The sequence below is a fragment of the Prevotella pectinovora genome (assembly GCF_000834015.1).
Classification (GTDB): domain Bacteria; phylum Bacteroidota; class Bacteroidia; order Bacteroidales; family Bacteroidaceae; genus Prevotella; species Prevotella pectinovora.
This window is the reverse complement of the sequence record NZ_JXQI01000026.1, coordinates 17,508-41,638: the sequence shown is the minus strand read 5'-3', so window position 1 is coordinate 41,638 and position 24,131 is coordinate 17,508. Positions and strand designations below refer to the sequence as shown.

The 24,131-nt window shown below is 49.3% G+C and carries 22 protein-coding genes; 11 read left to right on the top strand and 11 right to left on the bottom strand.

Annotated features, from left to right (window positions below; translation table 11 throughout):
- Positions 1-309 precede the first annotated feature (309 nt).
- The 5 genes from ST42_RS03525 (at position 310) to ST42_RS03505 (ending at position 5,837) form a co-directional block, all read left to right on the top strand.
- The gene (locus ST42_RS03525; RefSeq protein ID WP_052488213.1) at positions 310-2,499 is read left to right on the top strand and encodes a DUF3987 domain-containing protein; all 2,190 of its coding nucleotides are present in this window, start codon (positions 310-312) and stop codon (positions 2,497-2,499) included.
- Positions 2,500-2,528: 29 nt separating this feature from the next.
- The gene (locus ST42_RS03520) at positions 2,529-2,783 is read left to right on the top strand and encodes a DUF4248 domain-containing protein (protein ID WP_394365283.1); all 255 of its coding nucleotides are present in this window, start codon (positions 2,529-2,531) and stop codon (positions 2,781-2,783) included.
- Positions 2,784-2,986: 203 nt separating this feature from the next.
- Entirely contained in the window at positions 2,987-3,421 is a 435-nt protein-coding gene (locus tag ST42_RS03515) for an HU family DNA-binding protein (RefSeq protein ID WP_022315702.1), read from the top strand.
- Between the two features lie 464 nt (positions 3,422-3,885).
- A complete protein-coding gene (locus ST42_RS03510) occupies positions 3,886-5,355 on the top strand; it encodes a phosphohexomutase domain-containing protein (protein WP_044072337.1) in 1,470 nt (489 codons plus the stop codon).
- A 149-nt stretch (positions 5,356-5,504) separates the two neighbouring features.
- On the top strand, positions 5,505-5,837 hold the full coding sequence (locus ST42_RS03505) for a hypothetical protein (protein WP_044072335.1): 333 nt from the start codon (positions 5,505-5,507) through the stop codon (positions 5,835-5,837).
- A 103-nt stretch (positions 5,838-5,940) separates the two neighbouring features.
- Here ST42_RS03505 and ST42_RS03500 read toward each other — a convergent pair whose 3' ends face one another.
- The 5 genes from ST42_RS03500 to ST42_RS03480 form a co-directional block, all read right to left on the bottom strand.
- Positions 5,941-8,262 (bottom strand): pectate lyase family protein, encoded by a 2,322-nt coding sequence (locus ST42_RS03500; protein ID WP_044072334.1) that lies wholly within the window; start codon positions 8,260-8,262, stop codon positions 5,941-5,943.
- A 15-nt stretch (positions 8,263-8,277) separates the two neighbouring features.
- The gene (locus tag ST42_RS03495) at positions 8,278-8,721 is read right to left on the bottom strand and encodes a T9SS type A sorting domain-containing protein (protein ID WP_044072332.1); all 444 of its coding nucleotides are present in this window, start codon (positions 8,719-8,721) and stop codon (positions 8,278-8,280) included.
- Between the two features lie 204 nt (positions 8,722-8,925).
- Positions 8,926-10,422: a DUF5687 family protein gene (locus ST42_RS03490; protein ID WP_044072330.1), complete on the bottom strand. Its 1,497-nt coding sequence runs from the start codon at positions 10,420-10,422 to the stop codon at positions 8,926-8,928.
- A gap of 69 nt (positions 10,423-10,491) precedes the next feature.
- Positions 10,492-11,094, bottom strand: coding sequence for a LolA-like putative outer membrane lipoprotein chaperone (locus ST42_RS03485; RefSeq protein WP_022316362.1), 603 nt, complete (start codon positions 11,092-11,094; stop codon positions 10,492-10,494).
- A gap of 138 nt (positions 11,095-11,232) precedes the next feature.
- Positions 11,233-13,740, bottom strand: coding sequence for an FtsK/SpoIIIE family DNA translocase (locus ST42_RS03480; protein ID WP_044072328.1), 2,508 nt, complete (start codon positions 13,738-13,740; stop codon positions 11,233-11,235).
- Between the two features lie 140 nt (positions 13,741-13,880).
- Between ST42_RS03480 and ST42_RS03475 the strand changes: the two genes are divergently transcribed.
- The 3 genes from ST42_RS03475 to tilS all read left to right on the top strand — a co-directional run bounded on the left by ST42_RS03475 (position 13,881) and on the right by tilS (position 17,336).
- A complete protein-coding gene (locus tag ST42_RS03475) occupies positions 13,881-14,540 on the top strand; it encodes a 3'-5' exonuclease (protein ID WP_044072327.1) in 660 nt (219 codons plus the stop codon).
- 156 nt (positions 14,541-14,696) lie between these two features.
- The gene (locus ST42_RS03470; RefSeq protein ID WP_044072324.1) at positions 14,697-15,884 is read left to right on the top strand and encodes a class I SAM-dependent rRNA methyltransferase; all 1,188 of its coding nucleotides are present in this window, start codon (positions 14,697-14,699) and stop codon (positions 15,882-15,884) included.
- Positions 15,885-15,980: 96 nt separating this feature from the next.
- On the top strand, positions 15,981-17,336 hold the full coding sequence (gene tilS / locus ST42_RS03465) for a tRNA lysidine(34) synthetase TilS (RefSeq protein ID WP_044072321.1): 1,356 nt from the start codon (positions 15,981-15,983) through the stop codon (positions 17,334-17,336).
- A gap of 180 nt (positions 17,337-17,516) precedes the next feature.
- Here the strand turns inward: tilS and nth are convergent, their stop codons facing one another.
- From nth to nusB, 6 genes are all read right to left on the bottom strand, one after another.
- On the bottom strand, positions 17,517-18,164 hold the full coding sequence (gene nth / locus ST42_RS03460) for an endonuclease III (protein ID WP_022316356.1): 648 nt from the start codon (positions 18,162-18,164) through the stop codon (positions 17,517-17,519).
- A 138-nt stretch (positions 18,165-18,302) separates the two neighbouring features.
- Positions 18,303-18,746 carry a DUF5606 family protein gene (locus ST42_RS03455; protein WP_042517531.1) on the bottom strand — a complete coding sequence of 148 codons (444 nt, stop codon included), beginning with the start codon at positions 18,744-18,746 and terminating at the stop codon, positions 18,303-18,305.
- A gap of 91 nt (positions 18,747-18,837) precedes the next feature.
- Positions 18,838-19,398 (bottom strand): dephospho-CoA kinase, encoded by a 561-nt coding sequence (gene coaE / locus ST42_RS03450; protein ID WP_197068903.1) that lies wholly within the window; start codon positions 19,396-19,398, stop codon positions 18,838-18,840.
- 136 nt (positions 19,399-19,534) lie between these two features.
- The gene (locus tag ST42_RS03445; protein ID WP_022316353.1) at positions 19,535-20,515 is read right to left on the bottom strand and encodes a CdaR family protein; all 981 of its coding nucleotides are present in this window, start codon (positions 20,513-20,515) and stop codon (positions 19,535-19,537) included.
- Positions 20,515-20,844 (bottom strand): preprotein translocase subunit YajC, encoded by a 330-nt coding sequence (gene yajC / locus ST42_RS03440; RefSeq protein ID WP_022316352.1) that lies wholly within the window; start codon positions 20,842-20,844, stop codon positions 20,515-20,517. Before yajC ends, ST42_RS03445 begins: the two co-directional genes overlap by 1 nt.
- Positions 20,845-20,993: 149 nt before the next feature.
- Positions 20,994-21,929: a transcription antitermination factor NusB gene (nusB, locus tag ST42_RS03435; protein WP_044072317.1), complete on the bottom strand. Its 936-nt coding sequence runs from the start codon at positions 21,927-21,929 to the stop codon at positions 20,994-20,996.
- Between the two features lie 235 nt (positions 21,930-22,164).
- Between nusB and ST42_RS03430 the strand changes: the two genes are divergently transcribed.
- The 3 genes from ST42_RS03430 to ST42_RS03420 all read left to right on the top strand — a co-directional run bounded on the left by ST42_RS03430 (position 22,165) and on the right by ST42_RS03420 (position 24,034).
- Positions 22,165-22,758, top strand: coding sequence for a 50S ribosomal protein L25/general stress protein Ctc (locus ST42_RS03430; RefSeq protein ID WP_022316350.1), 594 nt, complete (start codon positions 22,165-22,167; stop codon positions 22,756-22,758).
- Positions 22,759-23,038: 280 nt separating this feature from the next.
- Complete coding sequence (gene pth / locus ST42_RS03425) at positions 23,039-23,608, top strand: aminoacyl-tRNA hydrolase (RefSeq protein WP_044072314.1); 570 nt, start codon at positions 23,039-23,041, stop codon at positions 23,606-23,608.
- Between the two features lie 6 nt (positions 23,609-23,614).
- A complete protein-coding gene (locus ST42_RS03420; RefSeq protein WP_044072312.1) occupies positions 23,615-24,034 on the top strand; it encodes an RNA-binding S4 domain-containing protein in 420 nt (139 codons plus the stop codon).
- Positions 24,035-24,131 lie beyond the last annotated feature (97 nt).

Below are 24,131 nucleotides of genomic sequence, written 5' to 3'. Positions count from 1 at the left end.
ATCCCCCAGTCTTTGACAGAACCGGAGTAACCTGCATCTCCCCTACGGGGGAGAACGAGAGGGGGCTGATGTTCATTGGCAAAGTAACCTGTTCCTTCCCTTTGGGAAGGTTAGGATGGGTTTGAGAACGAGAGGGGGCTGAAGTGATTGTCTGAAGTTCAGATACAGAGTAACCAGTTCCTTCCCTTTGGGAAGGCTAGGATGGGTTGCCCTTTGGGAAGGTTAGGATGGGTTTTATCCTACAGGGGAGGGACAGATAGCATTGAGTGCTGACTATAGAGTTTAAAAAATCAAACAAAACAACAAATTATGAAACATACAATTTTCAATCCAGCAGAATATCTGGAACACAACGGCAACAACAAGCCGGACAACAAGAGAACCGCAAACGGCAGCAACGCCACACATGACAATGCCCTCAACGCCACACACTGCGACAACCTCAACGCCACACACTGCGACAACCTCAACGCCACACACTGCGACAACCTCAACGCCACACCCCACGACACCCACTACACCACTCCCGACGACACTCTCGCAAGGGTGGCAGAAGTGGCTGACAGAGTGGCAGCCTCGGGACGCGACATCACACAGGGCTACGACAACTGGCTGAGACTCGCCTTCGCACTTTCAGACGGACTCGGAGAGGCTGGCAGACAGATTTTCGACCGACTCTCGCAGATGAACGCCGACTACGACACTCGGGAATGCAACCGACTCTACGACAACTGCATGAAAGGCCACAAGGGAGGAATCACTATCGCCACCTTCTTCCAGATGGCAAGAGATCTGGCTAATGTAGACCTCAAGGAGATGGCAAGGGAAAGAGGGAAAAGAGAGGAAGAAAGTACCAAAAGTACCAAAAGTACCAAAGTACCAAAGTACCATAAGAACAATATAAAATGTAATAAAAAAGATAATATATTGATATATAACAACTTAGACAAAAGTATCATACACCATTGGAACTTTGGTACTTTGGGACTTTTGGGACTTTCTTGTAAAAACTTTTCCAACGGCTATACATTCTCCGACAAGTTGGATACGGCAGACCTTCCTCCCATACTCAATAGAATCATGCAGCTACACGACGACGTGGTGAGCCGCGACAAGATGATAATTGGAACGCTGAACATCGTTTCGGGCCTAATCGGAGCGGCAAGCGGAACGCCGGACATGCCCTCGGGAGTTTACGGACTATACGACGGCAGGAAGGTGTATGCTCCGTTATACAACATTCTCTTTGCCAATGCCGGTTCGTCGAAAGGCGACTTGAACTTCTGCCGACAGCTCGCCAAACCGCTGAAAGACGAGATGCGACGGGAGTATGAGGGAAAGAAAATGGAATACGAAAGGCTGATGGCGGCATACGAGGCGAAACGGAAGCAGAAGGACAAGGGCGACCGCGGAGAGCCGCCCGTAGAACCCGTGTTCCGAACGCCATTTGTGCCGGGCAACAGTTCATCCTCGGCGGTATACCGCGCCATCGACGCCAACGGAGGATGGGGACTCATGTTTGAGACCGAGGCAGACACCGTGTCGGCAATGATATCATCAGACTATGGCAACTACTCCGACCTCATGCGCAAGGCGTTCCACCACGAAACGATAAGCATGAACCGAGTGAGCGAGAAGCTCCACATCGACGTGGACTCTCCGCGGCTCTCCGTGATGCTCACATGCACACCCGGACAGCTGCAGCCGCTATTCCCCAACTGGGAGAACGGACTGGGCAGCCGATTCTTCTTCTATCAGTTTCCGGAAGAGGAGCCGCGCTTCAACAACGTGTTCGCACGCAACACCCGTCCCCTCGACGAGGAATACCTAAAGATGGGCGAAAGTCTGCTCAAGCTATACCACGCCCTGGAGGAGAGAAAAGGCAGACCCGTACAGTTTGTGATGAGCTCCAACCAGCAGGAGAGCTTCCTCGCCTCGTTTCAGGAGATGCTCAAAGACCAATACGAGATGCTGGGCTCCGAATACAAAGCCTTCGTTTACCGTCTCGCCCTCGGCGGATTCCGCTATGCCATGGTGCTCTCCACGCTGCGCCGCCTCGCCACGATGACCGACCTGGGAGGCATCTTCCAGCCCGAAGAGAGCGCAATGGTATGCGACGACCGCGACTTTGCCACAGCCATGACCATAGTGGAGACGCTCGCCAACCACACGGCACGTGTATACACAAGGCTCGCAAAAGAAACGGAAAACCCGTTTGCAGACAAGGGCATAAAGCTGACGCCGGAGGAAATCAAAATTTACAACAAGCTGCCTGACGACAAGGAGTTCAAAGCAAGTGATTATATCGCCATCGCCCAAGAACAAAACATATCGCGGGCATCCGCCTACCGTCTGATCAACCTCTTCTGCAATGCCTACGGCATCATCATTCCCACACGCTACGGCCACTACCGCAAGGCGGCTGCCGGCAACGATGACGCATCTAAAAGCGGCGAAACGGAGGCGCAAAGCGGCGGAACAGAGAATGAAAGCAACTGATTGTCTGACCATAAAACACCTATTTATATATGAACAACAACAGCAGACGAAACCCGCAGCCAGAACCCCAGAGGATGGCGATACGAACATACGGCAAGTCAGAACTGGCAATGCTATATTTCCCTGACTCGCAGCCACACACCGCCGTAAACCATCTCATGGCATGGATAAGGAGATGCGGGCCTCTGAGCGAGGAGCTCAAGAGCCAGCACTATGTGCGCACGGCAAAATGTTTCACCCCCAGACAGGTGGAAACCATCCTGAGACACCTGGGCGAACCGTGAGAAAAGACAGAAATAATCACTTATCCCACGCCAACGTATACTAACCCACGACCGCCAACGGCAGATGTGGTATCTTTGCAATGTGAATGATGAGAGAAGCAGTTGAGCACAACTTGCCGGAAGCTTTTTGAAGAGCGATTGTCAAGGCTTGGCGAATCTCCTCATCAGAAACCTATACTTTAACCCTTTAACGTAAAACAGTTATGATCAAGTACATCCTGAAAAAGAACAACGTGGAAGGCAGTCACTCCTTCGGCAAATGGTATGCCTTCCCGGTGAAAGAGAGCACCGTTGACATCGACAAGCTCGCTGAACACATGGCGGCTCACAACACTCCATATTCGGCAGGTGCCATAAAGGGGATCATCACCGACATGGTGTCGTGTATCAAGGAGCTGCTCCTCGAAGGACGAAGCGTGAAACTCCCCGACCTCGCCATCTTCAGCATCGGCATCAAGAACACCAGAGGCGGAGCTGTGAAAGAAGAGGAGTTCACCGTTGCTGCAAACATCGACGGACTGAAGCTCAGGGCGCGCGCCACCGGTTCGCTGCAGATGAAAGACCTGGAGACCAGTCTCAGACGCGCCACCGTGGTGGAAGCGAAGAAGAAGCAGCCCGTCACCCCTCCGAAGGAATAATAACACAAAAACTTCATAGTGCATCTCAATTGTTTTTATTCTGTATCTTTACCATGAAAAGCACAGTCTCTCAGCGGAGAGCAAATGACCGGCGTGCTGCCTATGTTTCCTGAGCGCAGGAAAAGGCAGCACGCCTTTGTATTGGAACCCATCCTATGGGGAAGGTTAGGATGGGTTTAAGGTTAGAAAGGGTTCTATGAATTAAAAGCCACCGCATGATTGGCAATCTTGACAAAAAATCGTATCTTTGCACACGAATTACTACCTATGCCAGAACAAAAGCCCATCCGGGCAGATGAATCCATGATTGCGGCCACATGAATCCGCAGCCCATGACAGTACGGGCAATGACCATTGAAAACATATACGCAACGATGTTTCCAAACAATCATGAACGACATAAGACAATATAAGCACAACTATTCAAAACATATATATAATAGGTATTCACAAATTACACGACTATGAATTGGAAAAAACTACAGAATGGTTCGGACATAAGAGGAGTGGCTCTCGAAGGTATTGAAGGAGAGCACGTGAACCTCACGGAAGAGGCGGTGGAGACTATCGCCAGATCCTTCGTTTGCTGGACCAGAAAAACCACAGGCACAAACACACCCACAATCACCGTGGGAATGGACTGCCGCATTTCAGGTGACATGATTAAAGGAGCCTTCGTGAAGGGAGCCAAAGAGGCGGGAGCAAACGTGGTGGACTGCGGGCTGGCGTCAACGCCGGCTATGTTTATGACCACCATCAGCGAGCAACTGAAAGCCACTGCTGCAGTGATGGTGACGGCAAGCCATCTGCCGTTCAACCGCAACGGACTGAAATTCTTCACACCCAAGGGAGGTCTCGACAAGAAAGACATAACATCGATTCTCGACATAGCCGAAAGCGGAGAATATGCATACGACGGAGCTGAAGGCAGCTGCAAGACGCTCGACTTCATGACCATATACTCAAAGCATATCGCCGACTATATCTGCCAGGGAGTGAACGCCGACGAATTCTCTCAACCGCTGAAGGGAATGCACATCATTGTGGACGCAGGAAACGGAAACGGAGGATTCTTCGAGAAGATACTCAAATCATTGGGAGCCAAGACCGAGGGAAGCCAGTTTCTGGAGCCGGACGGACACTTCCCTAACCACATACCGAACCCGGAGAACGCAGAGGCTATGGCTTCGGTATGCAAGGCTGTGGAAGAGAGCAAGGCTGACATGGGAGTGATATTCGATACCGACGTGGACCGTTCGGCTATCATCGGACACAAGGGGGAGCCCATAAACCGAAACGCGCTCATAGCGCTCATAGCATCGGTGATACTCGAGGAGCACCCGGGGAGCACGATAGTGACAGACTCAGTGACGAGTGACGGACTGGCTGAATTCATCACCCGACTGGGAGGCAGGCACCACCGCTTCCGCAGAGGATACAAGAACGTGATAAACGAGGGGATAAGGCTCAACCAGACCGGTGAGGAATGCTGGCTTGCAATAGAGACATCTGGACACGCAGCACTGAGAGAGAACCATTTCCTGGACGACGGAGCTTATCTGGCAGCAAAGCTCATCGTAAATGCGGCTAAGCTATACAGGCAGGGCAAGCGTCTGGACGAGATGATTGCCTCTCTCAAGCAGCCGAAGGAGAGCAAGGAGATAAGGATAAAGCTGACGGAACCCGACTTCAAGGCGCAGGGAACGGAAGTATTGGAAGACATGAAGGCGAAAGTCGCAGGAATGGCTGGATGGACTATCGTGGAACCCAACTACGAGGGACTGAGAGTGAGCTGCACTGACGACGGGGAAAAGGGCTGGTGGCTCTTGCGTATGTCGCTGCACGACCCCGTAATGCCTCTCAACATAGAGAGCAACGTGGAAGGAGGAGTGGCTGCAATAGAAGCCAAGCTGAAAGGAATGGGACTGCTCTGAGAATGACAGGACCGGCTGACGAACGTTTTGTGGCATACCGCAAGACAAGCGTTTTGGAGCATTCCGCAAGACAAGGATTTTGGGGCATACCATAAGACGAGCGTCGGGGAATAAATCTATAAGAGAAAGAAATTAGAACAAGACTAAATATGAAAAACGAAAGCGAGAACATCGTGGCACAGCCACTTGACACTCCCGAAGCACAGGTGTTGTGGGGAATACTCATGGCGTATGGATATCTGGGAGAGGATCTGAAGCCCGCAGACCCCGACGCCAAGAAGGCGACGCTGCTGGCTGACTCTATCGCCACCCTACTGCAGATAAGCCCCAAATGGGAACCTTTCGAGCGGATGTGGGGAATGACCGGCATGGAAGCGACATTCAGCAGCATTAGCGAAACGGACAGCTGCAGAGAGTGGATAAAAGAGGTGAACGCCGTAATGCCTTCGCCGGACATTCTGAAGATGTATGGAAGCATGTGATTGGGAATAAAATAAACAAAGAAAAAAAACAAACGGAGTGTTGAAATATGCGAATATACAACACTCCGTTTCTTTTTTTTTCAACCCAAATCGGTTTTTGGGGTTATTTCAGAGGTTCAATCTTTATTCCGAAGAGATTGCGTGAATCTGCCTTCGTCAGTTCGTGGGCGCCGGCAGAGAGAGTCTCTGTATAGTAGCTCACGGTTGCAGTCTTCTTCTCGCCGTCTACCTTCAACGAGGCAGTCTCGGTGTCGGCGAAATAGAAAGTGGCCTTCATGCTCTCAGCAAGTGTGAAAGTGATTGATGTGGTTGATTCCATCTTCACACAGGTGTTGTAGGTAGTGCCGTCGATAGTGGCAGTACCCTTTGATGTGGAGTAGTTGCCAGTAACAGTGAAGAGTGAGCTTGATGGTGTCTTGCCCTCAAAGGTGCAGAGCACGGTACCCTCTACGGTAGTGCTGCCGCCACCGGGCTGGGAGCCGGAACCGCCTTCAGAACCGCCACCGGGCTGTGTGCCGCCTGTCTCTGAGGAGTTGCCTCCCTCGCCATAGATCTTCACGAGTGTGGTCTTGTAGTTGTCGAGGGCTGAACCGAGAGCTGAGTCGTATTCGTATGACTGGTCTTTGCCTGTGAAATCCCATGAGAAGTCGCCGTGGTTGATGCGTCCTGCACCATAGAAGCCTGTGACTACAGCAGGTACATCCTCTGCAGCATCAGCCTTGTATGAATACATCAGAGAGGCGTTGGTGTCGAAATTGTCGTATGAAGTGGCACCCTGGAGTGTCTTTACTGACGAAGGCACCTGCTCGTCGCGTGACGATGCCTCGTAGGCGTCGAAGTTCACGTTGTCCTGCTGATAGGTGACGAATGAGAAGTTGGAGGTCTTCTCGGCGAATACGTTACCGAAAGACTTTATGATTCCACCATCCTCACCTGAGAATGTGCCCTTGGGATCGTACTTCACGTCGGAACCCTGCTTGGAGATGAGCATCGGCTTGTTGGTAGAACGGAAATAGTTGTTCTCGGCAAAGACGCTCGAACCGCTTGTAGCTCCGATACCGTATTTTGCCACTCCGTCGAAATAGTTGTTCCATACGTGAACGCTCATAGTGCGGATACGCGGACAACGGGAGTCTGCATGGTCGAACCAGTTGTGCTGATATGTGATATAGTTTGGCTTGCTCTCGCTTGTCATACCGCAGAGAGAGCTCTTGCCGGTATCCCAGAAGCGGTTGTATGAAATGGTGAGATACTGTGAGTCGCCCTTCAGGTCTACTGTTCCGTCGCCCTTGGCATGGTCGCCGCCTCCGTTAGGACCATAGAAGAAGTCCATGTTGTGTATCCAGATCTTGGAGTTCTTGGTGTCGAGAGAGATGCAGTCGTCCATGCAGCGCATGATGGCAAGATTGCGGAACTCCACGCTCGAAGCGTTGCGGCAGAGGAATCCAAAGCTGTGTACTGTGGCATCGTCGCCCACGCCCTCGAATGTGAGGTTCATCTCGCTGTATTCTCCCTTGCCCTTGATCTGAAGACCCTCTTCAGAGCTTGACACCTTGTCGAGGTCAGACTTCTTCACCAGTCCGATGAAACGGAAAGCGACAGGTGTCTTGTCCTGACCTTTCTGATAACCGTCGATGATTGCCTGGATACCGGTACAGGTGCCGGCTCCGGCAACATCGGTAGAGATTGTCTTGGCTGTCTTGGCAGTAACGTAGAACACCTTGGCTCCGGCTTTCAGCGTACCGTCGGTATTGTAGGCTCCAACGCCGTTAGCGCCGCTCTTGAACTGAGCGAAGCCCTCACGACTGTAGTTCTTCACTTTCAGGTTTGTTACGTAGCTTGCCGAGCTGGCTATCTCGTTTCCGTTGGCGTCAACGGCAACTACCTTCAGCGAATATGTTCCGGCAGCAAGACCGAGCACGTCGGCACGCACATACGACGGATAGAGGCGTACGAGCTGCTTGTCGATGAGCTTGTCGTTGCAATACACATTGTAGGATTCTGCTCCGGAGAATGGTGCCCATTTGGCATAGGCGCTCTCAAGCCAGCCCTTAGACTCCGTGATGTTGATGGCTCCGGCAGGATTGTTGATGTCGCCGCTCTCACCACCCTCTTTTGCCTTGGCAAAGGCTATGCGGCTGACATTGCCCGAATACACGTCGGATGCTGAACCGCTGAGAGGATTGATGGTGATGTTGCCGCCATTGATGTCTACGGATGATATAGACTCGGTGTTGTAATACTTCACGTCGTTTGAAGTGAGCGTGAGGCGCATCTGGTTCTTGTTCACGTTGAGCGGCACGTTGTTGCCTGTGGATGGAGTGAGTGAGCCTTGATTAGTGGTCAGGTCACTCTTTGTCTGTGCTGAAGCACTGACGAACAGCATACACAGGAATGCTGTGAGTATTGATTGTAACTTTTTCATTTCGTAGTGATGGTTTTAGCGTTTTACAAATTTCACGATCTGCGTGCCAGCCTTCAGGATGTAGACTCCCGAACGGAAATCCCCGACATTGACCTGTGTGGTCTCCTCGCCTGCTCTGAGAGAAGCAATCTTCTTACCGGAGATGTCGAAGACAGCAACCGGAGTGCCTGCAGCAAGACCGGAGATGTCGAGACGACCGTCAACAAGACCGTTGAGCCTGAAAGTGTTGATACTGTTGATTGATGAAACGTCGCTGAAATCCAACACGACATCGTCTAATGCGTATGACTCCTCAGAGCCTTCGAAATGCAACACTACGTTGTCGCCACTGAAAGTGAGCTGGGTGACGGTTTTCTCAACCTTCTGACCGTTGATGGTCAGGGTTTGCACGACATCAGCATTTGCCGAAAGGCACAATGACATCAATGCCAGTGAAACCGCAATGATTCTTTTTTTCATTTTTTAATTTAAAGATTAGTTCGGTAGATTAATTCTATATAATTATCGTCCTTTCATAAAGAAGTCCGACAGACATCGAGGACGCTTGTGTTCCTCGTGGAGTGTTTCTGATTTGCATCGGCAAAAATAAGAAAAAAACCGGCAAAGAGATTATGCTCCAGCCGGCTTTCTATCGTAAACGTTTACACTAGTATCAAAACTACACTATCGGGAAGTCATGAAGCCCTCAAGGTTGGCATACTTCCGCTTCATCATGCGCACGTATATATTGTTTATCCAGTATTTATGGGTGAAGATGAATGCCAGACCTACAGCCATCAGGATTATATAAGTCATCGTGTCGCTGAAAAACATCTTGAGCATAGGGAGGATGAATGAGGGGGCGAAAAGGGCTACAACCTCATAGACCACCTGGATATAGTTGGTTTCAAGACCGCTCTTCTTCGTAAGCTTGGTGTTGAGAGGAAGCGTCTGCTTGTTGGTAACGGCAAGCTGCATCAACAGACAGAACAACGGTCCGGCTGTGAATATCATCATCGAGACGAGCATCAGGAGGCTGTATTTGCCCGTGAACACCGTAGGGAGCATGAGCAGGAGGGGAAGAAGGAGAACGACGGAATAGAAGTAATATTTCGCTTCCAACAGACTGCGGATATTCTCTTTCCTTACCATAAGGCATTCGATGAAATTGCCTTCGTAGCTCATTATGCGCACGTGGTTGACACCGACGAGGATGAAGGGATAGACGCTCCAGAACTGGGTGGAGAAGTCATCGTCGTAGATATCGGTGAATGAGTTCAGAAGGCTCAATATCACCACGAAAACGATTTGCAGAAGGAATGTCTTGCGCATGTTCTTGTTGCGGAGCACCATCTTGAGCTCGAGTTTCAGATATTCGCCGGTCTGATTGAAACGGTCGAAGAAATCGAATGAGGAGATGGAGCGCAGATTGAGTTCTTTTTCTGCCTGTGTCTCGGATTTTATGCAACGGTATTGTACCGTTCTGTTGACCATGAACAGGACAAGCAGAAGACCAAAGAGAAGAAGGAACAGAAGGGGGTTGCAGTCTGCCACAAGGGTTCCGATGCCGGAATATACGGACAACAGCTTGGTGATGCCACCTACAGGCCATGGAATAAAAAGCAGAGCATAGACAAAAAGAGGCAGCAGGATGAGCCAGGCTCGCTCTATGACAAGTGTGCGGCAGAGCATATAGAACAAACTGTTGCACACGATGAACAGATGGAAGCCCAACACAAGAAACAATGTGGGGAAAAGGCCATAGCCGAACAATACGCTCATCAGAGAGAATGGCACAGTGACTGACAGCCACAGGAGATTGCCATAAGAAAAGACGCTCGACAGAAGGAAACAGTCTACGCAGTCGTAACGCCGCAAAGGCAGCAGCAGATAGGGCTTCACCATCTGAGACGGAGTGTGCTGCATGAAAAAGCGAGCCAGAAAGTCTACAGCAAGCAGAAACGGCAGTATGGAGAAGAAGAACTGGGGAGCCGTGAAAGTGGTGGAGTCGTTGGCTATAAGCGACAACAGGACGGCTATGAACATCATATACAAGACGAGCATCACACCGCCAAGAATCATGAAGAACTTGGCTATGCTGTTGGTCTCGAAAGCCACATTGCGACGTTCTGAGAGTCTGACATGACGACGCAGAGTACGGTAAACCTGGAATTTGTTCATATTCTTGATGAAATGTCTTTAAACGGCAAAATTACCGTGGGCGTTAAACCGCATAATGACCGTTGGGGATTATCTCAGGTCGATAACTTCAGCATTGGGATATTCCTTGCTGTTGAACCGGAAATGGGAATCTGAGAGATTGACCTTACGGAAGTTGGACACGCGGATAGTGGTCCATCCGCTTGACTGACGCATCTTGACTGTCTGGAGCTGATAGCTCTTGCTCACGGTGACATACATCTCCTTTATCGTGCGGCCCTTGTTCACGGCATCCATGTGTACCTGCCATCCATTGCCCAGCTTCTTCACGGAGAGTTTGTAGCCGTTCTTGTAGATATACAGGAACTTGTATGGATTCATTGACTGCTGCTGAGCCTCGGTTGGAGTACTGATGTTCACCTCCTGAGACTTTTTCATGTATGTCCATTGAGTGCGACCGTCATACCATACTACGGATGCCGGGGTGTAGGCATAGAACTTGTTGCCCTTGACGGCTACTGTGCCACTCACGTTGCCCAACTTGCCGGAGGCGCTGAAGTTGGCTTTGGCTCCAGACTTGCTGTAGAGCGTCTGTGCTGTCTTGTCGAGTATCTTACGGGCTTCCTTGGCGTTCTGGCCATAAGAAAGGCAGAAGACCATGACAAGAGAGAATATTAACAATAAACGTTTCATGAATCGTTGAATTTTATTTGTCTGTTATTATATGTCCTATCCGTCATATATGTCCTATCCGTCATATATGTCCTATCCGTCATATATGTCCTATCCGTCATATATGTCCTATTCGTCATATATGTCCTATTTTGATAATCAGCCTCTGAGAGAGACGAGCAGGTTCTCCAGACTGTTTTCATCGGCAAGAAGCACCTCACGAGGCTTGCTGCCTTGTGCAGCCCCTACGATGCCTGCCTTCTCGAGCTGGTCCATCAAGCGTCCGGCACGATTGTATCCGATAGAGAAGCGGCGTTGTATCATAGAAGTTGAACCCTGTTGGGTAATCACTATAGCGTGGGCTGCCTCCTCAAACAACGGGTCGAGAGCATGACCGTCTAATCCGCCACCAGATACTTCTGCCCCCTCTTCGGATGCCGGCTCCGGAAGTTCGAGAGGTTCTACAGGACCTGGTTGTGAACTGATATACTGGTTTATCCTCTCCACCTCAGGAGTATCCACGAAGGCACATTGCACACGCACAGGCTCGTTGCCGCTGAGGAAGAGCATGTCTCCCCTACCGATAAGCTGGTTGGCGCCAGGACGGTCGAGGATGGTACGCGAGTCTATCATCTGGCTCACCTTGAAGGCCATACGTCCAGGGAAGTTCGCCTTGATGTTACCGGTGATGATTGAAGTGGTAGGACGCTGGGTTGCGATTACCATGTGGATACCTACGGCTCGAGCGAGCTGGGCGATACGTGCTATAGGAAGCTCCACCTCACGGCCTACCTGCATGATGAGGTCGCCGAACTCATCAATTACTACAACGATATATGGCATGAACTCGTGTCCGTCGGTAAGGCGGAGCTGATGGTTCAGGTATTTGCGGTTATACTCCTTGATGTTGCGTGCTCCAGCCATCTTCAAAAGGTCGTAGCGGGTGTCCATGAGCTTGCAGAGACTGTTGAGCGTACGCACCACCTTCTTCACGTCGGTAATGATAGGTTCGTCATCATCAGGCACCATAGCCATGAAATGGTTGGCGATGGAAGAATACACGCTGAACTCAACCTTCTTGGGGTCGATGAGCACAAGCTTCAGTTCATTAGGGTGTTTCTTATATAATAATGATGTGATGATGGCATTGAGTCCGACAGACTTACCCTGACCCGTTGCACCGGCCACGAGCAGATGCGGTATCTTGGCGAGGTCTACCATGAACACTTCATTTGTGATGGTCTTGCCCAGGGCGATAGGAAGTTCAAAACTGGTCTTCTGGAATTTCTCCGAATTCAAGATGCTCTCCATCGACACGATGTTCATCTTTGCATTCGGCACCTCTATACCGATGGTTCCCTTGCCTGGAATAGGAGCTATGATACGCACACCGATAGCCTTGAGGCTCAAGGCGATGTCGTCTTCAAGGTTTCTGATTCTGGAGATCTTCACTCCCTCTGCAGGTGTTATCTCATAGAGGGTGATTGTAGGGCCTACCGTTGCAGAGATTGTCTTTATCTGCACACCGAAACTGCTGAGCACCTCTACGATACGGTTCTTGTTTGCCGTCTGCTCCTTCATGTCGATATATGGCTGGTCGTCATCATCGTATTTCTTGAGCAGGTCGAGAGTAGGGTATTTATAGTTGAGCCAAGGCTCCTTAGGGTTGATTGGCGTGTCGAGAGGATTCCCGGCAGGAGCCACAGTCCTTGATGTTGACGACTTGGAATCTCCCTCTGCCGGACGTATCGTGAAGCTCGGATCTGAAGTTTCTTTCGATTTCGGTATAGGTGTGGCAGGATTATTCAGAGGCGTTGTCTCTGTCTCCTCAGCATCATCATTAGGCACGATGTTGACAACCGGCGAACCAGAGTCGCTGAAGTCCACCGTCTGCTTCAGAGTCTCCCTGTATTTGCCTGTTTCAGCAGCCTCTGAACCGGCAGCCGCAGAGACAGCAGAGGATTGTGCAGAGTCATTCATATCAGAAGCGGCGTTACCTCCGCCCTCGCCCTTGGCGTTGGTGACATAGAAGCCGACGCGGTTCTGAATCATGCTTACGGGGTTTAATATTTTCCTTACCACCATCACCGTTTCCGAACTGAGATATGTGAGGAAAAGGATAGCCACCAAGACGAGGATGCCGATAAGTCCCGGCAGTCCGACAACATTCTCAAGCCACTGGCAACAGTACTCTCCATGTCCGCCTCCTGGATTATACACCTCGCCACCGATAAGAGGCGTGAGGAACTTGGTGGCAAATATTGATGTCCAGAGCATTATGACGCTGAAGCACAAGAATGTCTTTATCAGATTGGGATTGTATGCCTTGACGAGTTTCAGACCCACGATACACAGGAATACGGGTATCATGAAGGCAGAATAGCCGAAGCATTGGCAAATGAAGAAATCCGACAACAAAGCGCCCAATGGACCACAGGCATTATGGAAGGCGCTGTTCTTGCTAAACCAGTCGCCGGGACGCATATCCATGACAAGGCTCTGGTCGATGGACGCTGTGGCGAAATAGGATATGAATGCCACGACAAGCCATACGGAACAGACAAACAGAATGATACCGAATATGAAATTGAAGATATCATTTTGTAGCATCTGTACTCCCATGACTTCTGCAAAACTTTGTTTTTGCGCTTTCTTTTTCTTTGCCATTATTACGCTTGATTGATTGTTTTAATGAGTGCGCGAAACCATTTCACGCTTATGTTCATGCAAAAGTAACCGAAAATTGCAAGAAATACGCAAAAACTCATATTTTTTTTCTAATTTTGCAAGTCCATTGATATTTGAGAATGAAAAAAGTAATATATAACAAAATCGACAAACACGCAGTGACAGAAATGCCAAGGGCTGTTTTTGAGGGACGCATCTTCGTCATAACAACCGAAAGAGATGCAGACAGAGCAGTGGAATACCTTCTCACACAGCCTATTCTCGGCATTGACACCGAAACGAGACCTGCTTTCAGAAAGGGGAAGCAATACAAGGTTGCCCTGCTGCAAGTGGCGACAAACGACACTTGCTTTCTGTTCAGACTGAACAACACAGGCATGACAAAATCAATAATAAGACTGCTTGAGGACGAGAGCATTCCGAAAATCGGACTCTCGCTACACGACGACATAATATCGCTGCACAAAAGGGCTGAATTCAAGCCGGGCAACTTCATCGACCTGCAGAAGCATGTGGGAGAAATCGGAGTGGAGGACCTGAGTCTGCAGAAACTTTACGCCAACTTCTTCGGACTGAAAATCAGCAAGGCGCAACGGCTCACGAACTGGGAGGCGGACATACTGACGGACAAGCAGAAGGTGTATGCCGCAACAGACGCCTGGGCATGCATAAAGCTATACGACGAGCTGATGAGGCTGGAGAGAAACAAGGATTTCGAACTGAGAATCGTGAAGCCGGCAGAAGAGACAGTAGAGGCAATGGCAAAGAAGCAAGCATAAAGTATTTCACCTACGGCTTAATGACCGCTTGTGAAACCAACGGTATGATGACCGTTCGTGGGATTAACGGCATGATGACAGTCAGTGGGAGTAACTGACTGATGACCGTTTGTGGGATTAACATAAAAATAATATAATATAGAATTCGATTATAGTATGACTCAATACAAGTCTGTTTATTTGAAAAGAGGGAAAGAAGAAAGCTTGAAACGCTTCCACCCTTGGGTTTTCTCTGGTGCCATAGCAAAGATGGACGAAAGTATAGAAGACGGCGACACGGTGAACGTGTACACGTCGGAAGATAAATTCATAGCCGTAGGCCACTACCAGATAGGAAGTATTGCCGTGAGAGTGTTGTCGTTTGAGGAGCGATCCATCGACAGGAACTTCTGGGAAGAGCGCCTCTCAGAGGCTCTGAAGATGAGACTGGCAATCGGAATTGCCGACAACTATGAGAACAACACCTACAGACTTGTTCATGGCGAGGGAGACAGCCTGCCGGGACTGGTGATAGACTGCTACGGAAAGACTGCCGTGATGCAGGCCCACAGCGTTGGCATGCACATCAACAGAACGGACATTGCCGAAGCATTGGTGAAGGTGATGAACGGAAGGATAGAGAACGTGTTCTACAAGAGCGAGACCACCCTACCCTACAAGGCAGACCTCGGACAGGAAAACGGCTTCATCATCGGAGGCTGTACCGACAATACGGCAGTGGAAAACGGACTGAAATTCCATGTTGACTGGCTGAAAGGACAGAAGACAGGATTCTTCGTTGACCAGAGAGAGAACCGCAGTCTGCTTGAGAAATACGCAAAGGGGAAGAACGTGCTCAACATGTTCTGCTACACAGGAGGCTTCTCCTTCTATGCCATGAGAGGAGGAGCAAACCTCGTACACTCCGTTGACAGCAGCGCCAAGGCAATAGACCTGACCAACGCCAACGTGGAACTCAACTTCCCTGGCGATGAGAGGCATCAGGCTTATTGTGAGGACGCATTCAAATTCCTTGACAACGCAGAGGATTTCTACGACCTCATAGTGCTCGACCCACCGGCTTTTGCCAAACACAGAGCCGCCCTACACAATGCCCTGAAAGGCTATACACGACTGAACGTAAAGGCTTTTGAGCGTATCAAGCATGGCGGAATACTGTTCACATTCAGCTGCTCACAGGTAGTGACGAAAGACAATTTCAGGAATGCCGTGTTCACTGCAGCTGCCATATCAGGACGAAACGTGAGGATACTGCATCAGCTGCACCAGCCGGCTGACCATCCTATCAACATCTACCACCCGGAGGGAGAATACCTCAAGGGTCTCGTGTTGTATGTGGAATAATTAGTTGCATGGTGAACAATATGTTGCATGTGGATTAATTGCTGTATGTGATTAATTGCAGCATGTGGAATAACATATAGAAAAGACAACCGTATCTTGAAAAGTTTTCTAAATAGCGTCAGCAGATTCATAAAGGAAGAAAAGCTGATGGAGGCAGACGGACTATACCTTGTCGCGCTGTCGGGAGGAGCCGACAGCGTGGCACTATTGCTATGTCTGAAAGATCTGGGATACAGAGTGGAGGCCGTACATTGCAACTTCAGGCTCAGAGGAGAAGAGTCTGACCGGGACGAAGATTTCTGCAAGAGGCTTTGCGAGAAAGAGAATGTCATGCTCCACATCACCCATTACGACACCCGGTCGTATGCCTCGCTCCACGGGATAAGCATAGAGATGGCGGCAAGGAATCTGCGCTACAGCTATTTCAAGCAGCTCAGAGAGGACATGGGGGCGGCAGGCATCTGCGTAGGCCACCACATGGAGGACAGCGTGGAAACCATGTTGCTCAACATAATAAGAGGTACGGGAATAAAGGGCGTGACGGGAATAGCAGCCAAAAACGGACATGTGACAAGACCCATGCTCTGTGTCTCCCGCAACGAGATAGAAGACTATCTGAAGGAAAGGGGGCAGACTTACATCACAGACAGTTCAAACCTCGTGAACGACGTGAAGAGAAACATGCTCAGACTCGACGTCATGCCTCTGATAAGGGGAATAAACCCTTCGGCAGACAAGAAGATGTTTGAGACTACAAGAAGGGTGACAGAAGCCAACAGGGTGTTTGAACACGCAATAGAAAAGGCTGCGGAGGACTCTACAGCAGTAAAGGACAACTATCTATTCATCAATATAGAGAGGCTCAAGCGCCAGGTGTCTCCCGAATACACACTCTACCACATCCTTTCAAGACACTCGTTCTCATCGGCTACCATAGACGACATATTCTCAAATCTGGACAATCTGAAGAACGGAAGCATCTTCTCTTCCGACACCCACAGACTCGTTGCAGACCGCGGTTTTCTCGTGATAGAACGGAATGAAGACAAGGACAGCAGAAATGAGAAGCCTTTCATATTGCCCGAAAGCGGCACATACATTATCAACGAGACCACGAAAGTAAGAATCAAGGAGGAAACCACAGAAGAGGGATTCACGCCAAGCCGAAGCCAGTTTACCATAAGCGCAGATGCTTCGAAAGTGAAATTTCCTCTCAGAATACGCCGTTGGACCCAGGGCGACTGGTTCATCCCCTTCGGAATGACAGGAAAGAAGCTTGTCAGCGACTATCTGACAGACAGGAAAATGGCATTCTTCGACAAAGAGAAACAGCTTGTCATGACAGATGCCGGAAACAACATCCTATGGCTTATAGGCCAACGCCTGGACAACAGGTTGAGGATTTCTGGAAACACAAAGAAGATCTTGACAATCGAGTTTATTTGCAATTGAAATATAGGCAATTGAATATATTAGACAATTGCATAACCAATTGAAGTTTCCATATAAACACAACTTCAAACCAACAAGTTATGAACAGGCGTTTCACCGGTTTACAATGCAGAAACGCCCTATACCCAAGCAACAAACTTGCGGTTATTGACGAGCAAACAAGCAGACCGCCTCTGATGACTAATAGCCCTTGAAATCCATGATTTTGGGGCAGAACCCTTTAAAGGGACATTTCTCGCAATGCGGCTTTCTGCTTGTGCAGACATACCTGCCATGGAGCAAGAGCCAATGATGAGCGTCGGCCAGCAACGCTTCAGGGATGTTTTTCGTCAGACACCGCTCCACCGCCAATGGAGTGGCAGCAGATTTCGGCACAAGCCCCATTCTGTGGCTCACACGATAGACATGGGTGTCGACGGGCATTGCAGCCTTTGAAAAGGCAACGGCAAGCAGCACGTTGGCGGTCTTGCGCCCTACACCCGGCAGACTGGTGAGATCGTCGAGTGCCGAAGGGACCTTCCCTCCAAACTTCTCCTGTATGGCCACCGAGAGTTCCACGAGGTGCTTTGCCTTGGAATTGGGATATGAAATGCTGCTGATAAACGAAAGCACATCTTCAGGATCTGCCTCTGCCATTGCCGCCGCATCAGGATAATGCCTGAACAATTCCGGCGTCACCTGGTTCACCCTCTTGTCTGTGCATTGGGCGCTCAGGACTGTAGCCACAAGCAGTTGGAAGACGCTGCCGAATTCCAGTTCCGTGGTGACGTGTGGAGAAACTTCCGCAAAATGTCTCAAGACAGCTTCATAACGTTCAGAGCGTTTCATATCTCAATTTCAATGAATATCCAGGTCGTTGACTTTAATAGTCGAGGACTAATATGTTAAAAGACTATGTGGTCGAAGCATATTGTTGCCGTAGACTATTATTGTCGTAGACTTTGTTATCGTAGACTATATTTTGGTTTACTCAGCCTTCTCAGCAGCTTCTGTAGCCTCTTCTGCATTTTCCTCAGGGTCAACGAAATTCGTCACACCGTTGGAAACCAGGATGTTATACCACTGGAGAAGCTTCTTGATGTCGCTGTCGTGAACTCTGTCGCGGTCGTAGTCAGGAAGAATTTCGGCAAAATAAGCGTGAAGTTCGTCCTTGCCACACTTCTTGTAGTCGAGCGAGCATACCTTTCCGTCCTCCTTGCGGAGCACAGAATCGAGAATATTCATCAATGGAACATCCTCAGCCACTGTATACATGGCGATGTCGGAAAGACTTGTCACTCTGTCGCTTGCGAAGATTGGCAGGCGGCGATGGGTTTCGTCCAAGGCTTCAACGATAAGGTTCATCTTTGAACTTGACACAAGCTTATAAAGTCCGGGCTTTCCGGAAACTGACAAAATTGTAAAATCCATTTCAAATATTTGTTTAATAATTAATTAATAAGTTCTCATTATCGTCCCGACGATGTCATAGGGACTTGACACATCAGCAGACGTTCAGATTTCAGCGTAGGCGCAAAGCCGCCAGCACGTCGTCAATCTGCGGTTCCAAAGGTTTGCTGCCGTCGTTGAGGATAACGAAATCGCTTTTAGCCTCCATCTCCTCCTGACTCATCTGGCAGTTTATCCATTCTCTTGCCTTCTCTCGCGTTATAGAGTCGCGGACGATGATTCTGTCCACCCTCACCTCTATCGGTGCCGATACGCAAACCACGCAGTCCACGAGCTTGTCGAATCCGCTCTCGAAGAGGATGGCGCACTCCATGAATTGAAGTCCCGAGGCTTTGAAATCGTCGGCCACAGCGGGATGCACGATGGCGTTAATCCTTTTCTTGTTGTCTTCGGCGTCAAGAAGAAACTTTGAGATGACAGCCTTGTCGGGCTTTCCGTCTGCATAGGCATCCTGTCCTATCAGGTCTGTCAAAGCCTTTCTTACGGATGACGACTCGCGCATTATGCGTTTGGCTGCGCTGTCGCAGTCGTAGACCTCTATCCCCCTGCTTTTCAACAAGGAGCAGACGTATGATTTTCCGCTTCCTATTCCGCCTGTAATGGCTGCTTTCATAATTGTCTCCATTATTATAGACAGCCACCATCGAAGGGCTATACATGCTCTCTAATAGCCGCTGTCAATATTCTATCTATTTATATAATAGCTGCCAGAAAGGGAGTTCCTGTGGTATTTATGACTTTCTTTTCCGCTACTGTTCTTCAATGAGGTAGTCCACATGTTCTATTTCGGTATGCGCATTCTTCACGCCATGCGGCACGGATGCAATCTTGAGCGTGCATTTGTCAGAAGGCGCTGAGAGAATCTCGTTGTAGTCTACCACCACCTTGAACTTGTTGGTGTTTATGGTTCTGAAGATGCTCGCGCCAACGGTGAAGACCACTTTAACCCTCGACGGGAATGTTCTCAACACCTTTCCCTCCGGCATGTTGAGCGCCGAGATGGGAACCTCTGCACTTTCCTCGGTCAGCACATCCGGATAGACAGCCATTCTGACACGGGAGGGCACGCATTTCACTCCTCTTATTTCCATGAGGTCAAGGTCGCGTCTGATGGTGTCCTTGAGGTTTTTGATATTGATCCGCTCTGTGTAGATGTACTTTATGCTGTCGAGCATTTTCTGACTGCCGTAAACATCCACCATATCGGGCGAGAATTCTATCTTCGCCAGATAATAGCTTGCGTCAGCCTGTATGTTTCCAGCCAGCCTTACGGGCAGCCGCTTGTGCATTCCGTAATTGTAGAAGTATTCCAGCTTGTCGGGCTTCACTCCTGTCACCTTCGACGAACTGTATAGTTCGGCATAGATCAGCTTGGTGAGTTCCGACGCAGACACGGAGCCATACCCCTTGTTCTTGATGTATGAAGAGAAGGGTATGTCTATCCTTTTCAGTTTGTCACCATATATATATGTACATAGAGTATAGCCTTTGTCTTTCACAGTCACCTTTATTGTGTCTTCGGTGTCGCTCGTCGGTACCACGTTTTTAGGTATGTTCACGATGCGCACGGGAATCCTGAGTTCTTTCTCATAGGTGTCGTTCAGGGCCAACAACAGCCAGAACGCTCCGCTCAGGGCGAGGAAGAACAAAAAAATCAGGAACTCCTTGTTCACGATATTGAAAAAGGAGTTTCTGACTATACTGTATATACTTTTCAGGATGCGTTTCATTATTTTTCCTTGCTGACGGTTGCAGAAGCTGCGACATCAGCAAATACAGAACCTTTGTCAACTGTTATAACCACGCCCTTTGCGATTTCGAGCTCGATTTTGCCTGTAGCGATGTCCACTTTCTTGATGGTGCCGTAGATTCCTCCGCCTGTCACCACCTTTGAGCCCTCCTGCAGCGAGTTCTGGAAATTGCGTATTTCCTTCTGCTTTTTCTGCTGCGGACGAATCATGAAGAAATACATGATGGCAAAGATCACCACCATCATTATAAGGAACTGCATGCTGCCTCCACCCTGTTGCTGGGCAGCCAAAAACATTGTTGTGTTCATAATTTACTGTTATGTTTGTTTTAAATGTTAATCGTTTGTCTGTTTTTGGGCGTCTCGCCTGTTTTAATGTCAAGCACTTTACCTGTTTTAATGCCAGGCGCTTTGCCTGTTTATATGCCAGCCGTTATGCGTGCTGAATTACGGATGCGTCATCTTGTCGGCATCACCTTCATCATCTTGCCTGTGTCGATGAGGTAGCGGGCGATGGCGTCGAGCATTCCGTTGATATAGGAGCCGCTTCTCGGAGTGCTGTAGAGTTTCGCCAGGTCAACGTATTCGTTGATGGTCACGTTCACCGGTATGTTCGGGAAGTTCATCATCTCTGCAATGGCTATCTGCATTATCACCACGTCCATATAAGCCAGGCGCGAGAAGTCCCAGTTGCGCGAGGTCTCGCTCATGAAGCGCTGATACTGGTCGGCGTTGAGGATTGTGGCGCGGAAGAGCTTCACGGCGAACTCCTTGTCTTCCTCGTCCTTATATTCCGGCAGGAGCTCCTGCAGTTCCTTGTTTGCCGGATCGAAGCGCTTGATGGTCTTGAGCACGAAGGTGTCCACGATTTCCTTGTCGTCGTTCCAGTAGAGACTCTTCTCCTCGAGCATGGCGTCAAGGTTGTCGTTGTCCATGATGATTACCTTGTAGAGCTTGCGCCACGCCTCGCGGTCGGCTTCATACGAGTCGGTCTCGTCAGCCACATAGTCGGCATAAATCCGGCTCTGCTCTATCTGTGTGAGCAGGTTTCTCACGAACTCCACGCTGTCGTCCCATGTCTGCTTCTGATTCTCGAGATACTCGTTGAGCTGCTTGTTAGCTTCGAGCTGAAGGGCGAACTTGTTGTTTGCAAACTTGCCTGAGGGCAGAGGTGTGCCTTCTCTCTTTGCACGGGAGAGCTCCACTTCATAGCGCAGGCGCGACTCTTTGGAAACAGCTACAATCAGGGACAGCAGACAATTATACAGGTCGTATGCCTTGGAGAGGCTGAACAGCAGCTCCTTCTCGGCATTATCCATGTTGTGGTTACCGTTTTGATAATATGCGTAGGTTAACTGGACAATTTTTATCCTTATCAATTCTCTGTTTATCATCTTATAATATTAAAATGAACGTGTATTTCAAAAAAAACCGATGCAAAAATACTTATTTTATGCGGTACTTGCAAGAAAACCACGGTGTTTTATCTATTTTTATTTATAATATTTGCGTATTAATCAAAAAAGAAATACCTTTGCACCGCTTTTTCGAGCACTACGTGAATAGAATTCTCGTGTGATGGTGAATTAAGCATTAATTATTAACAACTTAATTTAGAGTAACACAATTATGAAAGAAATTGAAGTAAAAGGCCAGAAGAGAACTGATTTGGGCAAGAAGGCAGCCAAGGCTATGCGTAAGGAAGGTCTGATTCCATGCAACCTCTACGGTGAGGCAAAGAACGCTGACGGCGCTCCTGAAGCATTGTCAATCGCTTGTCCTATGAGCGAGTTGAGAAAGATCGTCTACACTCCACACATCTACGTTATCAAGCTCGTCATCGACGGCGAGGAGCGTACTGCGATTCTCAAGGAACTTCAGTTCCATCCGGTAACAGACGCCCTCCTTCACGTTGACTTCTACGAGGTTAACGACCAGAAGCCTATCACTGTGGGCATCCCTGTCAAGCTCAACGGTCTGGCACAGGGTGTACGCGACGGTGGACGTATGAACCTCTCTATCCGCAAGATCGACGTTACAGCGAAATACCAGGCTATTCCTGAGCATCTCGACATCGACGTTACTGCCATGACTATCGGCAAGAGCATCAAGGTTGGCGACCTGCACTTCGAGGGTCTTGAGATGGCAACAAGCAAGAACGTTGTGGTTTGCTCAATCAAGGCTACACGTAAGTCTATCGCTGCAAGCCAGGCTGAGGCATAATGCCATAGATTTAGCAAGAAAAGAAATTTATCACGGGGTGGTTCTGAATTTTAATTTGGAATCACCTTTTTTTAGATTCAACCCAAATCGGTCATTAGGGCTTGCTTGGATTTTGATTTCTTAGAAGAGTGGATTTTGTTTGGCTTTTAATCAGTAATAACGAGCTATTGCAAATTAAAAACAAGCAAAAGACGCCTTATAAAGAGCAAAAGGCAACAAGCAGTTATAAAATATCACATTGAACGGCATAATGACCGTTTGGAGTTTAAAGCAATACGTAATGGAAAAATTCTTGATTGTAGGATTGGGAAACCCCGGCAGCGAATATTCGGGAACACGACACAACACGGGATTCATGGTGGTAGACGCCATGGCTGAGGAGGCTGGAGCCTCTTTCGACGACAAGAGATACGGATTCGTGGCTGAGACTTCGGTGAAGGGAAGGAAACTCTTTCTGCTGAAGCCTACCACATTCATGAACCTCAGCGGCAACGCCGTGAGATACTGGATGAACAAGGAGAACATACCCATGGAGCACCTGCTCGTGGTGGTGGACGACCTGTCTCTGCCACTGGGAGCCCTCAGACTGAAAGGCAGCGGAAGCAACGGCGGACACAACGGACTGGGAAACATACAGTCGGTGATGGGCACGCAGAAATACGCACGCCTCAGAGTGGGAATAGGCAACGACTTCCCCAGGGGAATGCAGGTGGAATGGGTGCTCGGCAGATATGATTCAGAGGAAATGGAAACCCTCAAGCCGGCGATAAAGACTTCGTGCGAGATAATAAAGAGCTTCGCCCTTGCCGGCATTGACATAACGATGAACCAGTTTAACCACAAGAAATAAGGAAACATGCAAGAGTCTGCGAGAATAGACAAATGGCTGTGGGCGGCAAGGATCTTCAAGACCAGGTCGCTGGCTGCCGATGCCTGCAAGAACAGCCGCGTCACGAAAAACGGAACCAACGTGAACCCTTCCCACATCGTAAAAGGGGGAGAGAGGGTGAGGGAAAAAAAACCGCCGATAACCTATTCGTTCAAGATACTTCAATGTATTGAAAAGCGCGTGGGCGCAAAACTCATACAGGACATCTACGAGAACGTGACCGACCCGAAACAGTATGAGATACTGGAAATGAGCAGGATAAGCGGATTCGTGGACAGAGCCCGTGGCACAGGACGCCCCACGAAGAAAGACCGCCGCAGCCTCGACGCCTTCATAGAGCCTGCAATGTTCGGATTCGACGAATACGACGACGACCCGGACGACTGAAACCCAACCGCCCGCAAGGGCAAGCTGCAATGAAAACTAACGGCAGGACGACCGTCTGGACGGTTGCCCAGCCAAACCTAACATAATATAATCATAA